Source organism: Gilliamella sp. (assembly GCF_024104075.1).
In the GTDB taxonomy this organism is placed as follows: Bacteria; Pseudomonadota; Gammaproteobacteria; order Enterobacterales; family Orbaceae; genus Gilliamella; species Gilliamella bombi.
The window spans coordinates 1-14,504 of the sequence record NZ_JAGGHR010000016.1 but is presented as its reverse complement, the minus strand read 5'-3'; the positions used below and the strand labels follow the sequence as shown (position 1 = coordinate 14,504).

Below are 14,504 nucleotides of genomic sequence, written 5' to 3'. Positions count from 1 at the left end.
AAAAGATAAGTTATAATATAAAAAAAACCTTCAGCTAAAACTGAAGGTTTTTTATAATAGTGAAAAAATTATTTTTTCACACGCATTATTGGAGTTTTACCTGCTTCGACAGCGCCAGATAATTTATTTAATTCTATTATGGTTTCCATATTAGAAATAACTACCGGAGTTAATACGGATTTAGCTTTGCTTTCAAGTAAAGGTAAATCAATTTCAATAATGGTATCACCTACTTTTACCTGCTGACCTTCTTCAGCAACTCGTTTGAAGCCTTCACCTTTTAGTTCTACTGTATCAATACCAAAGTGAACAAAAAGCTCAATGCCCTCATCCGATTCTATAGCAAAAGCGTGGTTGGTTTCGAAAATTTTGCCTATTTTTCCACTTAATGGAGCGACAATTTTATTACCAGAAGGTTTAATTGCTACCCCATCACCAACGATTTTTTCAGCAAAAACCACATCTGGTACATCTTCGATTTTGACAATTTCGCCACTTAAGGGAGCAATAATCTCGATGCTGTTTTTATTATCATCGGATACGAATTGCTTAATTTTATCGAATAGACCCATTATTGCCTCCTAACAAATTTGCTTTTCAGCAGTGTAATTTTCAATTAAATCAATGATTTCTTTAGAAGTTGCTTTTTCTAATACAGTATCAGCAAATTTTTTCGCTTCTTCATAGTTAGTATTACGAATTAATTTTTTGATTTTAGGAATTGATACTGCACTCATACTAAATTCATCAAGTCCCATACCAAGCAATAAGATTGTGGCTCTTTCATCACCAGCAAGCTCTCCACACATACCTGTCCATTTACCTTCTTTATGAGAAGCATCGATAACATTTTTAATCAGAGTTAGCACTGAAGGCGAAAACGGATTATAAAGGTGAGAAATTAATTCGTTACCACGGTCAACGGCAAGTGTATATTGAGTTAAGTCATTGGTACCGATACTAAAAAAGTCTACTTCCTTGGCTAAGTGATGTGCAATCACAGCGGCTGCAGGAGTTTCAATCATTACACCGATTTCAATATTTTTATCAAATGATTTTCCTTCAGCAGTCAATTGTTCTTTAAGAGTATTGATTTCGGATTTTAATGTTCGGATTTCTTCAACAGAAATAATCATTGGGAACATAATGCGCAATTTACCAAATGCTGATGCACGCAAAATTGCGCGTAGTTGTGCATGAAGTACTTCTTTACGATCTAAACAGATTCGAATTGCTCGCCAACCTAAGAATGGATTCTCTTCTTTTGGTAAATGCATATAAGGTATATCCTTATCGCCACCAATATCCATGGTACGGACAATTACCGATAAACCATTGGTTGATTCAGCTACTTCTTTATATGCTTTAAACTGTTCTTCTTCATCAGGATAAGCTTCGCGATCCATAAATAAGAATTCAGTACGGTATAGACCAACACCTTCATAACCGTTACGTTCAGCACCTGCAATATCGCGTACTGTACCGATGTTACCACAAATCTCTACTTGATGACCATCAAGGGTTACAGCAGGTAGATCTTTCAATTTAGCTAGTTCTTCTTTATCACTAATATATTTAGCTTGAACTTGTTTTAATTTTTCTTGCGTTGTGTGATCTGGATTGATATAAATAGCATTATTTATAGCATCTAAAATAACAAAATCGCCATGTTTGATTGCTTGAGTTGCATTAGATGTTCCGACGATAGCTGGTATCTCTAAAGAGCGAGCCATAATTGAAGTATGCGAGGTGCGTCCACCAGCGTCAGTAATAAAACCTAGCACCATATCCAAGTTTAGCTGAGCTGTTTCAGAAGGTGTTAAATCGGTTGCAACTAAAATACATGGTTGGCTAATAGCACTCAAGTCAACAATTTCAATACCTAAAATATTTTTGAGTAAACGTTTACCAATATCACGAATATCTGCGGCACGTTCTTTTAGATATTCATCATCTAGATTTTCTAATTCTTTAGCTTGAGTTTCAAATACAGATTGAACAGCGGCATCAGCGGTTGAATGTTTACTTTGAATACGAGAAATAACTTCTTGTTCAAGATCCTCATCTTCAAGAAGCATAATATGCCCTTCAAAAATGGCCGCTTTATCTTCGCCTAATGTGGATTTTGCTCGTTCCATAATCGTATGTAGCTGTTTACTTGATTTTTGGCGAGCTTCCTTGAAGCGCTCAATTTCAGCCTCAATCTTGTTATCAAGAATTTGCCTATTACTAATAACAATAGGCTCTTCTTTTAATAATAGCGCTTTAGCAAAAGCGATACCGGGGGAAACAAGTGTACCTGATACCATAACATTTAATCCTTATTCTATTTTAAAACCGTTCATAGCTAATCGGGAGTTATTATTCCAACTCAGGAATTAATTTTACTAAATGAGCAACTGCTTCTTTTTCGTCTTCACCTTCGGCAGAAATGGTAATAGTTGTGCCTTGTGATAAGCCTAATGTTTGTAACTTAAACAGACTTTTAGCACTCGCACTTTTACCATTAGATGTGACAGTAATTTCTGCATTAAAGTTCTTTGCTTCTTTAACAAATTGTGCAGCAGGGCGGGTATGAAGACCGTTAGATGCAGTAATAGTTACATCTTGTTTATACATATTATTTTACTCCCAAAATATTTTGTTTCACCGACCAATATAAATAAAAACTGCCTGAAAGGCTAGTAAGATTTCATCGATCTTTTATATTAAGTCGTCGTATTAGCTATCATATTAAGATAGCCATACTTTATCAGTATCGGTAGATACGAGTGACTTTATCACTACATTTTTTAAATTCTACCTGTCCATGGATTCCATGTTTAATATTCTCAAAAACGATTTCTTCACTACCATCAAGTTGTGATACGCGGATCTCCTCTCTACAGAAAGCCTCGAATCGCTGTAATTCCTGCTCACTATTACCCAATTTATAAGATTTAGGTAAGTCTTGACTGGTTACATAGGTATGTATTTTATCTTGCACATCAAGGACAATTACGCCTTTATTCGATAAAAACGAACTACAGGAGGTTAATGATAATGTTAATCCTGCAAAAAATAATAATTGCAGTGAAAATTTCATGATAAATCCTATAAAGTTCAAAATAATTCCTTTATAAAGCAAAGCAATCTGTTTATGATTTATAATTAGATGCAAATTATATACTAATAATTGAAGAAAGTGCAGAGTGCATTTTTCTTGATGTAATAATATTAGGGGAAGTTTATGTCAGATACTATTAATTACGACGAATTTAATCGCCAATTAATCCAAAATAAAATAGGCATTACCGCTGCTGAGTTACATGGTTTTCTTTCAGGCATATTAGCTGGAGGTAACAATGACGAGAGCTGGCGTCCATTAGTTGAGGATATGTTAAACAATGGTCAAAAAATGCCAACATCATTAGATGAAAAAATTAGCCAACTTTATGCGCTTATCAAACAGCAATTTTTTGAAGAAGATTTCAGCTTTCAGTTATTACTTAGCGACAAAGATTTATATACACAACTGGATGATTTAGTTGGTTGGGTAAATCATTTTTTACTTGGTATTGGACTTGTGCAACCTAAAATTAACCACATCAAAGGTGATGTTGGTGAAGCTATTTATGATCTACGTCAAATTATTAAACTAGGCTATGATGAAAATGAAGATCAACAAGAGCTTGGTTTTGCTTTTGAAGAGATAAAAGAGTATGTTCGCATAACTTCTATGCTATGTTTTGATGAATTTAACGAATTTAATGAGGCTGACACACCCCCAACAATCCATTAATATTAATAACATTATATCTTCAGGGGCATCACAATGATAAATACTGATATCGAAACAGAACTTTTTGCACGTCGAGAAAAATTACTAGCTCAAATGATACCAAATAGTGTTGCACTTTTTTTTGCTGCTCCAGAAATGACGAGGAGTAATGACACCCACTACCCATATCGACAAAATAGCGACTTTTGGTATTTTACACTTTTTTCTGAACCAGAAGCGGTATTTGCAGTAGTTAAACAAAAAGATAATACAACTAAATACATATTATTTAATCGCCCAAAAGATACGCTAGCAGAGACTTGGACAGGTTACCGTTTAGGTCAAGATGCCGCATTAAAGACGGTTTTTGTTGATGAAGCTTATATATTTGATGAGATTGAAATAGTATTACCTGATTTATTAAATGGCAAAACGGCGGTTTACCATGCTGACCAACAGTATCAATATGCCGATAGAATCGTAGATCGCACAATGAATACTCTGCGACAAGGGAGTAGATTAAATCTTTATGCACCAAACAGCACGATCGATTGGCGACCGATAGTTCATCAAATGCGCATGTTTAAATCAGATTTTGAAATAAAAATATTGCGCAAGGCTTGCAAAATCAGCGCTCAATCTCACGTTCGAGCAATGCAAAAATGTAAACCGAATATGTATGAGTATCAACTAGAAGCTGAAATCTTGCATGAATTTGCGTGGCATGGCGCACGAGCACCATCTTATAACACCATTGTTGGTAGTGGTAATAATGGATGTATACTACATTATGAAAATAATAGTCAGCAGTTAAAAAATGGCGATTTAGTTTTAATTGATGCGGGTTGTGAATATCAGTACTATGCAGGCGATATAACTCGCACTTTTCCTATCAATGGCAAATTTAACCAAGCTCAACTTGAAATTTATAACATCGTTTTAGCATCACAATATCAAGCCATTAAATTGTTTAAACCGGGTACTTCAATTATGGAAGTCAATAATCAAGTTGTAAGAACGATGGTAGAAGGTTTAGTAAAACTCGGGATTATGCAAGGTGATGTTGATAGCTTAATTGCTAATAAAGCTTATACACAATATTACATGCACGGTTTAGGCCATTGGTTAGGTATTGATGTACATGATGTTGGTAGTGGACGAGATCGAATTTTAGAGCCAGGAATGGTATTGACCGTTGAACCAGGGCTTTATATTAATCAAGAATCAGATGTACCAGCACAATATAAAGGTATCGGTATTCGGATCGAAGATAACATTTTAATTACTGACACAGGAAATGAAGTTCTGACAGGTGATGTTCCAAAAGACCCAGCTGAAATTGAAAAATTAATGGAAAATAAATTTACTCATTAATTGTGTCGTTACCGTAATTTTTAAAATAAAAATTACGGTTTTTTGTTTTTATCTACCTAATTATTAATCCAACTTAATTGATTTATCACGATTAAAAATAATTCTAATTTTTAGGTCTTTTGCTGGAATTGGTTTGTATTTCCAAGTTTTCATGGCATTTATTACCGAACGATTAAATATATTATTAGGATTTGCTTCAACAATGCGAATATTTTCAACTCGCCCATCGCTGTTAATATCAAACATTGCTACCACGTAGCCTTCTAAGCGCATATCAAGCGCTCGGCGTGGATACTCAGGTTGATTCCGTCTAATTGGAGAAGGATTACCTGAATATTGGCGATTATCTGAAAGTTTGGGTGCAACAGAGGTATTTGCCAAATTATCACTAACCACTTCTTGCCTAACTTGTTTATGAGAAGCTTTTTGGACTGGCCTGCGCTTTTTTTTCGGCTTTTTCTCTTTTTTTACTACAACTTCCTTTTGGGGCTCAACTGTTGATTTATCAGATATTTTTTCGAGAATAGATTCAGGATTTTCTTCCTTAACTACTTCAGGTTCAACAACAGGATCAACTGGTTTTTCTTCAATTTGTTTGTTATCGATCAGTCCACTATTTTCCGCACCTTGAATTTCAGGGGTATTTTCAACTAATGATTGTTCAGGGGCGGCAAATTGCGATAGATCGACCATAATAGCTTTAATCGCATTATCGCCTTCATCAACAGCAACATTTTTAGCAAACAAGGCAGAACTAAAGAGCAAAGCAAATAAGATAAGATGCGACAATACAGAAACTGATGTACATACATAGGTATTTTTAGGTTTTTTTTTAATTGGACTCAAAGGGGCCTTAGTATCATCGAGATCTATATCAAAGTTAATCTTCATAATAATAATCATATTTAACTTAATGACAGTTATTCTAAATGAAAATGCTTATCATTTGTAGTATTATTTTAAAATAAGATGGATGATACCTTGTTGCATAAAGATATTTATCAGATAATAGAAAATAAATATCTATTATTTGTAGTGGTTAGGCTGATGAATACTCCATCAATGAATCAAATACTCGATCTTGTTAAAAATGATTTAGTCAAAGTAAATGAGGCAATACAGGCAGAACTAACTTCTGATGTGGCTTTAATTAATCAATTAGGCAATTACATCATTAGTAGTGGTGGCAAACGTATACGCCCTGTTATCGCATTATTAATAGCCAAAGCACTCAACTACCAAGGCGATAAACATATTATCACTGCTGCTTTTATTGAATTTATTCATACCGCCACCTTATTGCATGATGATGTTGTTGACGAATCCGATTTACGCCGAGGCAAATCAACCGCTAATGCACTTTTTGGCAATGCCGCGAGCGTATTAGTTGGCGATTATATTTACACACGCTCTTTTCAAATGATGGTACGAACAGAATCGTTTAAAGTATTGACGATCATGTCGGCTGCAACCAATGTAATAGCTGAAGGTGAAGTACAACAGTTGATTAATTGTAACGATCCAGATATCACAAAAGAACAATATTTAGATGTAATTTATCGAAAAACGGCACGTCTATTTGAAGCAACATCGCATTCTGCTGCTGTCCTAGCTGGAGCTAGTGAGGAGCAAGAACTCGCCCTACAAGAATATGGAAAATATTTAGGCACAGCCTTTCAAATCATTGATGATCTACTCGATTATAGTGCTGATAGCAACCAAAAATTAGGTAAAAATTTAGGGGACGATCTTAACGAAGGCAAGCCCACTCTACCGCTTTTACATGCTATGCACCACACAAAAAACGCCCAAGATGCGGCATTAATACGCCAAGCAATAGAGCAAGGTAATGGTCGACAATTATTAGATCGTATTTTAAACATCATGGACGAATGTGGTTCGCTAGATTTTACGTTACAAACTGCTCAAAAAGAAGCGCAAAAAGCGTTTGACGTTATCGCAATTTTACCTGATTCGCCTTATAAACAAGCGTTACAAGATCTTGCCTTATTGTCAGTAAAAAGAGAAAACTAACTAGCCAATAAATCAATTAAATATATGCTTTTTATACTCAAACACATAGTTTCCTGAAACTTTTTGTCATTAGTTTCATATACAATAACTTTAATTTAAGGTAATTATTTATGCTTAAAAGGTTTTGGCCTGTTTTGTTAATTTTTATCTCGATGATTTCAGTGCAAGGCAGTGCCTCAATAGCCAAATATCTGTTTCCTGTATTAGGGCCTGAAGGGATGACAGCTTGGCGATTATTTTTTTCAGCAATTATGTTAATTTTAATATTCAAGCCGTGGCGTAAAACACTGACAAAACAAGCATTAAAATACATTTTTTTATACGGTATTTCAATTGGTTGTATGAATTTAGCGTTTTACAATGCAATCGCAAGAATTCCGCTAGGTATTGCAGTTGCCATTGAACTCACAGGGCCAATTATGGTGGCGATGTGCTCCTCGCGTAAAGTACTTGATTTTATTTGGTTAGGTGTTGCTATTATTGGCTTGGCCATGCTTTTACCCATTGAACAAGCTTCAAGCAATTTAGATCCCAAGGGTATTTTATTTGCGCTATTAGCTGGAAGTGGTTGGGCGTGTTACATCTTATTTGGACGCAAAGCCAGCACTATTTATGGCTCAGCCAGCGTAGCGATTGGATCAGTCATTGCTTCGTGCTTTTTATTTCCTATTGGAATTTGGCAAAGTGGCAGTACCATGTTTTCGTTGGAATTGCTCCCAATGGTTTTTCTGGTCTCATTATTAGCATCAGCAATCCCTTATGGATTAGACATGATTGCACTACCAAAATTACCGGCACAAACATTTAGTACATTAATGAGCTTATCGCCTGTTTTTGCCGCGCTTTCTGGGCTCATTGTTTTGCATGAACAACTAACCCACTACCAGTGCTTAGCCATTATTTTTATTATTACCTCATCAATAGGTACAGTGCTAACTATGAGTCGTCCAGTAAAAATAAAATCGAGTAAACCAAACAATTAAATAATTAAAACCACTATTGCACTATTTATAAGTGTGATAGTGGTTGTACGGCAAGCTATAGTTAACAGTTACTAAGTACTCAGATATAACTCATTTAATTGAAAATTTAGTATTAATGACTTAACGAGGAGGTAATCCCATACCACCGCCCATTAATCCTTTCATTTGGCGCATCATCTTCATCATGCCGCCACCTTTCATTTTTTTCATCATCTTTTGCATATCTTCAAACTGTTTTAACAGCTTGTTGACATCTTGAACCTGAGTTCCCGAACCGTTGGCAATACGGCGTTTACGAGAACCTTTAATGATTTCAGGATTAGCACGCTCTTTTAATGTCATTGAACCAATGATTGCCTCCATTTTGATGGTAATTTTATCATCCATCTGTGCTTTAATATGATCAGGAAGTTGACCAACACCGGGTAATTTAGCTAACAAAGCCCCCATTCCGCCCATATTACGCATCTGTTTTAACTGATCTTGGAAATCATTAAAATCAAATTTGTCACCTTTTTTTAGCTTCTTGGCAATTTTTTCTGCTTTTTCGCGATCGACGTTGCTTTGTAATTCTTCAATTAAAGATAGCACATCGCCCATCCCTAAAATACGTGAAGCAATGCGATCAGGATAAAATGGCTCTAAAGCGTCTGTCTTTTCACCCATTCCTAAAAATTTAATTGGCTTACCGGTAATGTGGCGAATTGATAACGCTGCACCACCACGAGCATCCCCGTCAACTTTTGTTAAAATTACACCAGTAAGCGGTAATGCATCATTAAACGCTTTAGCGGTATTAGCGGCATCTTGCCCTGTCATAGCATCGACCACAAATAGCGTTTCAATTGGATTGACAGCATGATGGAGCGCTTTGATTTCATCCATCATATCGCTATCAACATGCAAACGGCCTGCAGTATCAACAATTAACACATCAAAAAATTGCAATTTAGCATGCGAAATAGCTTTATTAACAATATTGACTGGCTTTTCAGCAATATCAGATGGAAAAACTTCAACATCAATAGCTTTAGCTAATGTTTCTAGCTGTTTAATCGCAGCAGGGCGATAAACATCGGCAGAAACAACCAACACTTTCTTTTTATGTTTTTCTTTTAAAAATTTAGCTAGCTTAGCAACGCTCGTTGTTTTACCTGCCCCTTGCAAACCTGCCATTAAAATCACTGCAGGTGGTTGAGTTGCCAAATTGAGCGAACTATTAACCTCACCCATAGCAGTTGTTAATTCTGCCTGAACTATTTTGATAAATTCTTGACCTGGGGTTAAGCTCTTATTGACATCTAATCCAACAGCCTTTTCTTTAACTTGATTAATAAATTCACGAACTACGGGTAGTGCAACATCGGCCTCAAGTAGTGCCATACGAACATCGCGCAATGCATCTTTGATATTATCTTCAGATAATCGTCCTCGACCACTAATATTGCGGAATGTCTGTGATAAACGGTCGGTTAAATTCTCGAACATATTAACTCTCGTAATAAATGAAAAATTGCCATTATCATATCAGAAAATTTCAATAAGTCCCACGATCATAATTTTGCACTGACTTGACACAAAATTGTGTTCCTGTTGAAATGAGGAAAGAGAAAAAGACGATTCTTAATAATCACAAAGCAGAATAAATTAAAAAGGAGAAAATCGGACATGGCAAAAGTAATTAGTACTGATAAAGCGCCAGCAGCTATTGGGCCTTATGTTCAAGCAGTAGATTTAGGTAATATGTTATTTGCCTCAGGACAAATTCCATTAGATCCAACAACTGGTGAAATGCCAACTTGTGTTAAAGAGCAAGCCAAACAGAGTTTAGCGAATGTTAAAGCGATCATCACTGCGGCTGGCTATCAAGTAAGTAATATCGTTAAAACGACTATTTTCTTAGCTGATATCAATGACTTTGCTACGGTAAATGCAGTATACGAAGCCTTTTTTATTGAAAATAATGCATCTTTCCCTGCACGTTCTTGCGTACAAGTAGCTCGAATTCCCAAAGATGCCAAAGTCGAAATCGAAGTTATTGCCGCTAAATAAATTTGCTTATCAGATTAGCACCAATAGGTGCTAATTTTTGTCAAAAAGTTTCAGGTAACTATGTGTTTCAGTATAAAATTAATATAAAAACATGACTTTTTGGGTTATTTTGTTCTTTATTCATCTTATTAAAAAACGGCAATTTTCCAACCAAAAATCAACTTAATTATTTGCTATTAAACTATTATTTAATGATTGATCGCCAATAGAGTTGGTGCAATAATCTACAATTATTTATTATTATTATTTGTACCAATTGGATTGTAAAAATGTTTGAAAAAGTAGAGCCGTACCCAGGGGACCCCATCTTATCACTAGTAACTGAATTTATTAATGATAGTCGAGACAACAAAATAAATTTAAGTATTGGTTATTATTATGATGAAAATAGCATAGTGCCTCAATTACAATGTATTAAAACGGCGCGTGATTATATCTATCATCACAACCAAGATGCTCAATTGTATTTACCCATGAGTGGCCTACCAGCTTATTGCCAAGCGATCCAATCTTTATTATTTGGTGAAGATCATTCGGCCTCTAAAGATAAACGTATCGCAACGATACAAACCTTAGGCGGATCGGGTGCTCTTAAAATAGGTGCTGATTTTTTATTTCGCTATTTCCCAAATTCACAAGTATGGGTCAGCGATCCAACTTGGGAAAATCACATCGCCATTTTTAATGGTGCAGGTTTTAAAGTAAACCAATATCCTTACTTTGATGAACAAACATGTGGCGTAAAATTTGAAGCAATGCTTGAAACATTAAATCAACTACCAGCTAAAAGCATAGTCTTACTACACCCTTGTTGCCATAACCCAACTGGCGCTGATCTAACGCAAGCACAGTGGGATAAAGTAATAGCAGTTTTACAAGCACGAGATCTCATTCCATTTATGGATATTGCTTATCAAGGCTTTGGCAATGGTATTGAACAAGACGTTTATGCGATTCGAAAAATGGCAGATGTAGGATTGTGTGGATTTGTTAGTAACTCATTTTCGAAAACATTTTCACTTTATGGTGAACGAGTGGGAGGATTATCTGTTTTATGTGATAACAGCCAGATCGCTAACCGTGTGTTAGGACAATTACAAGCAACGGTTCGCCAAAATTATTCAACCCCAGCGGCATATGGCGTGCAGTTAGTGAGTTATGTTTTAAATAATCCAGAACTTAAAGCGCAATGGTTAAAAGAAGTCGAATCCATGAGAACGCGCATCGTAACCATGCGATCAACTCTGGTTGAATTATTAAAAAAAGCGGCACCTGATTGTCATTTTGATTATTTAGTAAAACAGCAGGGCATGTTTAGTTATACCGGTTTTAGTAAAGAGCAAGTTACACAATTAAAAGATAATTTTGCTATTTATTTGGTGGGTAGCGGAAGAATGTGTGTAGCGGGTTTAAATCACCATAATATCGAACGTGTGGCAGAAGCATTTGCTGCACTAAAACAATCATGTTAATAAAGGAGTGTATTTTTATGTTCCATAAAATGTTAATGTTAATATTAGGTATAGCAATGGCGACTTTAGTTGTTGGATGTAACACCGTAAAAGGTGTTGGTCAAGATGTCGAATCAGGTGGAAAAGCCATTTCACATACAGCCGAAAAAGTGAGTGATAAAATGTAACTAAGGTTATAGACTATCTACAAATATTTTAATGTCTTAAATATATTTGGTTAAATGTCACGTATTTTATTTACAGTTACATTATTTTTACTTGTTGGGTGCAGCTCGTTAAACTTTCGAACTGCACCTTTAACTATGGAAAATTGTCAATATTCAAACCTATCAGGTATTGAATTTTTATTAAACCCACTCCCTTCAAATAAACCAAGCTATCAGCATGTTTATATTAGCCAGAGTCGAGAAGGCAAACATTTGCCCAGTAGTTATGCAGGAATAAAAGGCAAATTAACCGATCAAATTCTTATTCGCAATTATCCCAAACAGACATTTTGGCGAACGCCAAATTTATTTGAAAGGGCCTCTTTATATGAGGATGGATATGATGACCTTTACATCAGCAAAGCACAAAAAGAGGCACGTGATCGAAAAGCAAAATTCGTAGTAAGACAAGCCGTGTTACAAAATTGCCAAATCGTTTATATCGCTATTGATTCTTTAGCTAAAGACAGAGATAATCCTTTGCTAATTGAATCTAACGATTTATCGATTATTAAACAGGTACAAAAATGATCAAGGAAAAAGAACTTAAAGGATTAGGCGGTTGGCTAATTTTAGTTGGTATTGAATTATTTTTTTGTTTTATTTTTATTGGATATGTTACTTTTTCTAGACTAAATGCGATTGATTTTATCGACGTATGGACACAATTATTGGATCCCTACTCGAAAATGCACACAATTCATTTGGGTCTGTTTATTTTAGGTGACATGGGTCTAAATTGTTTATTATTGCTTTTAAACGCTTATATTATATTTTTATATTTTACTAAAAGTTATAAATTTCCTAACTTTTTTATTATATTTAGTTGCAGTTTTATTGTTTTTAAGCTAATTCAAAGATGTTGGTATCTTTTTATAGTGTTACCATTTGAAGTTAAATTTGAGTTTTCTTTTATAAAAGATATTGTGATAGCAATCATTTATACCAGTATTTGGATTGCTTATGTGTTAAAGTCAGTTCGAGTCAAAAATACATTTGTTAATGGTCGCCATAGTGAAGTTACTCATAGCGACATAATTAGTTAATTTGTTTTAAGGAAATAAAATGACATCAAATTTAGACAATTCAGTAAATGGAAAAGTAACAAAAGCGGTTATCCCTGTTGCCGGTTTGGGTACTCGTATGTTACCAGCAACTAAAGCTATTCCAAAAGAGATGCTCCCCGTTGTTGACAAGCCACTTATTCAATATGTAGTTAAAGAGTGTATTGCCGCAGGCATAACTGAAATTATATTTGTTACGCACTCATCAAAAAACTCAATTGAAAACCATTTCGATACCAGTTTTGAATTAGAAGCCATGTTAGAGGCGCGTGTTAAACGTCAATTATTGCAAGAAGTACAAGGCATTTTACCTAAAAATGTTACCATAACTAGCGTCCGCCAAGGTTTGGCAAAAGGGCTTGGTCATGCGGTATTATGTGCTTATCCTTTAGTTGGTGATGAACCATTTGCTGTTGTTTTACCTGATGTGATTATCGATGAATACGAAAGTGACCTTACCAGCGATAATTTAGCTGCAATGATCAAAAATTACCATGAAACCAAACATAGCCAAATCATGGTAGAGCCCGTGCCAAAAGAATTAGTTTCTTCTTACGGTATTGTTGATTGTCGTGGTCAAGAGCTATCTGCGGGTAATGTTGCACAAATGTACAGCGTAGTTGAAAAACCATCAGTTGAAGAAGCACCATCAAACGAATCCGTTGTTGGACGTTATGTTCTATCTGAAAAAATCTGGCCTCTACTTGCCAAAACGCCATTAGGTGCAGGTGGTGAAATTCAATTGACCGACGCAATTGCTATGTTACTGGAAGAAGATTGTGTTGATGCCTATTGCATAAAAGGTCGTAGTCATGACTGCGGTAATAAACTTGGCTATGTACAAACATTTGTACAATACGCAATGCGACATAAAAGCTTAGGTAGCGATGTTAAAGCTTGGTTAAAAACGCTTTAATTTTTGATTTAGGTTAGCTAGGTTTCGAATGTTTTGACCTTTTGTGGAAATAATTAACATCAGTGACAACATCCGAAACCATTACACTGCCCCCTCTAAGCCTGCAATAACCGCTAGGTTTATTTAAAAATAAAAATTTCAATAAAATCAATAGTCCACCTGAACGATTTTAGAGCAAGAAACACGCTTATAGCACTACAATGTTAATCAGCCAGCTTTATCACAGCATCAAAATATGCCGATAACGAAGTAAAGCTAGTACGCTAAACTAGGTTGTTGGGTGTGTTTGTGTTTTAGATGTTATCAGCAATATTAATCATTCCGCAAAATACAAAAAATTATAAAACTAACACCTTATTTTAATTAGAAAATTCACCTATCTATAAAGACAAATCGTTTTTATCTTTACATTTCTTTACAAAAAAGTCCGCTAAAAAACTAGCCAACTATTTTATAAATGGTTATACTTTCGCCGTTATAGGAAAACAAGCTTATTAAATAAGCAAATAATTATAAAAATCTAAATAAAACAAATAATTACTTGACAGGTAAACCATAATGCATTATTATTTTAGGCACAAGGCACAAGGCACAAGGCACAAGCACTGGCAAACCTATGTCTTAAATTTATCAAATAATCCTA

The 14,504-nt window shown here is 35.1% G+C and carries 16 protein-coding genes; 10 read left to right on the top strand and 6 right to left on the bottom strand.

Translation table 11 applies throughout. The features are described from left to right. Positions 1–68 precede the first annotated feature (68 nt). The 4 genes from crr to J6569_RS06310 all read right to left on the bottom strand — a co-directional run bounded on the left by crr (position 69) and on the right by J6569_RS06310 (position 3,085). Positions 69–572 carry a PTS glucose transporter subunit IIA gene (crr, locus tag J6569_RS06325; RefSeq protein ID WP_065574261.1) on the bottom strand — a complete coding sequence of 168 codons (504 nt, stop codon included), beginning with the start codon at positions 570–572 and terminating at the stop codon, positions 69–71. Positions 573–581: 9 nt separating this feature from the next. Then, positions 582–2,309: a phosphoenolpyruvate-protein phosphotransferase PtsI gene (gene ptsI / locus J6569_RS06320; RefSeq protein WP_085166005.1), complete on the bottom strand. Its 1,728-nt coding sequence runs from the start codon at positions 2,307–2,309 to the stop codon at positions 582–584. A 52-nt stretch (positions 2,310–2,361) separates the two neighbouring features. After that, positions 2,362–2,619: a phosphocarrier protein Hpr gene (ptsH, locus tag J6569_RS06315; protein ID WP_034911114.1), complete on the bottom strand. Its 258-nt coding sequence runs from the start codon at positions 2,617–2,619 to the stop codon at positions 2,362–2,364. Positions 2,620–2,752: 133 nt separating this feature from the next. Next, positions 2,753–3,085, bottom strand: coding sequence for a hypothetical protein (locus J6569_RS06310; RefSeq protein ID WP_296300516.1), 333 nt, complete (start codon positions 3,083–3,085; stop codon positions 2,753–2,755). Between the two features lie 144 nt (positions 3,086–3,229). Between J6569_RS06310 and J6569_RS06305 the strand changes: the two genes are divergently transcribed. Together J6569_RS06305 and pepP are read left to right on the top strand one after the other, a co-directional pair. Then, entirely contained in the window at positions 3,230–3,781 is a 552-nt protein-coding gene (locus tag J6569_RS06305) for a UPF0149 family protein (protein WP_065589711.1), read from the top strand. Positions 3,782–3,814: 33 nt separating this feature from the next. After that, positions 3,815–5,134 carry a Xaa-Pro aminopeptidase gene (gene pepP, locus J6569_RS06300; RefSeq protein ID WP_296318058.1) on the top strand — a complete coding sequence of 440 codons (1,320 nt, stop codon included), beginning with the start codon at positions 3,815–3,817 and terminating at the stop codon, positions 5,132–5,134. 63 nt (positions 5,135–5,197) lie between these two features. Here the strand turns inward: pepP and J6569_RS06295 are convergent, their stop codons facing one another. After that, positions 5,198–6,025: a TonB family protein gene (locus J6569_RS06295; protein WP_296318057.1), complete on the bottom strand. Its 828-nt coding sequence runs from the start codon at positions 6,023–6,025 to the stop codon at positions 5,198–5,200. A gap of 156 nt (positions 6,026–6,181) precedes the next feature. On the opposite strand from J6569_RS06295, the gene ispB reads away from it, so the two are divergent. Beyond that, entirely contained in the window at positions 6,182–7,168 is a 987-nt protein-coding gene (gene ispB, locus J6569_RS06290) for an octaprenyl diphosphate synthase (RefSeq protein ID WP_174799337.1), read from the top strand. A gap of 110 nt (positions 7,169–7,278) precedes the next feature. After that, complete coding sequence (locus J6569_RS06285; RefSeq protein ID WP_065589708.1) at positions 7,279–8,151, top strand: EamA family transporter; 873 nt, start codon at positions 7,279–7,281, stop codon at positions 8,149–8,151. Between the two features lie 120 nt (positions 8,152–8,271). On the opposite strand, the gene ffh is transcribed toward J6569_RS06285, so the two are convergent. Next, complete coding sequence (gene ffh / locus J6569_RS06280; protein WP_034915314.1) at positions 8,272–9,639, bottom strand: signal recognition particle protein; 1,368 nt, start codon at positions 9,637–9,639, stop codon at positions 8,272–8,274. A gap of 180 nt (positions 9,640–9,819) precedes the next feature. Between ffh and J6569_RS06275 the strand changes: the two genes are divergently transcribed. The 6 genes from J6569_RS06275 to galU all read left to right on the top strand — a co-directional run bounded on the left by J6569_RS06275 (position 9,820) and on the right by galU (position 13,861). Next, positions 9,820–10,203, top strand: a complete 384-nt coding sequence (locus tag J6569_RS06275; RefSeq protein ID WP_034915311.1) for a RidA family protein — start codon at positions 9,820–9,822, stop codon at positions 10,201–10,203. Positions 10,204–10,472: 269 nt separating this feature from the next. Beyond that, positions 10,473–11,675: an amino acid aminotransferase gene (locus J6569_RS06270; protein ID WP_296318056.1), complete on the top strand. Its 1,203-nt coding sequence runs from the start codon at positions 10,473–10,475 to the stop codon at positions 11,673–11,675. Positions 11,676–11,692: 17 nt separating this feature from the next. Continuing rightward, positions 11,693–11,842 (top strand): entericidin A/B family lipoprotein, encoded by a 150-nt coding sequence (locus J6569_RS06265; protein WP_202983972.1) that lies wholly within the window; start codon positions 11,693–11,695, stop codon positions 11,840–11,842. Between the two features lie 54 nt (positions 11,843–11,896). After that, positions 11,897–12,412: a hypothetical protein gene (locus J6569_RS06260; RefSeq protein ID WP_296318055.1), complete on the top strand. Its 516-nt coding sequence runs from the start codon at positions 11,897–11,899 to the stop codon at positions 12,410–12,412. Then, a complete protein-coding gene (locus J6569_RS06255) occupies positions 12,409–12,927 on the top strand; it encodes a DUF2569 domain-containing protein (protein WP_296318054.1) in 519 nt (172 codons plus the stop codon). Before J6569_RS06260 ends, J6569_RS06255 begins: the two co-directional genes overlap by 4 nt. A gap of 19 nt (positions 12,928–12,946) precedes the next feature. Then, positions 12,947–13,861 (top strand): UTP--glucose-1-phosphate uridylyltransferase GalU, encoded by a 915-nt coding sequence (galU, locus tag J6569_RS06250; RefSeq protein WP_085165994.1) that lies wholly within the window; start codon positions 12,947–12,949, stop codon positions 13,859–13,861. Positions 13,862–14,504 lie beyond the last annotated feature (643 nt).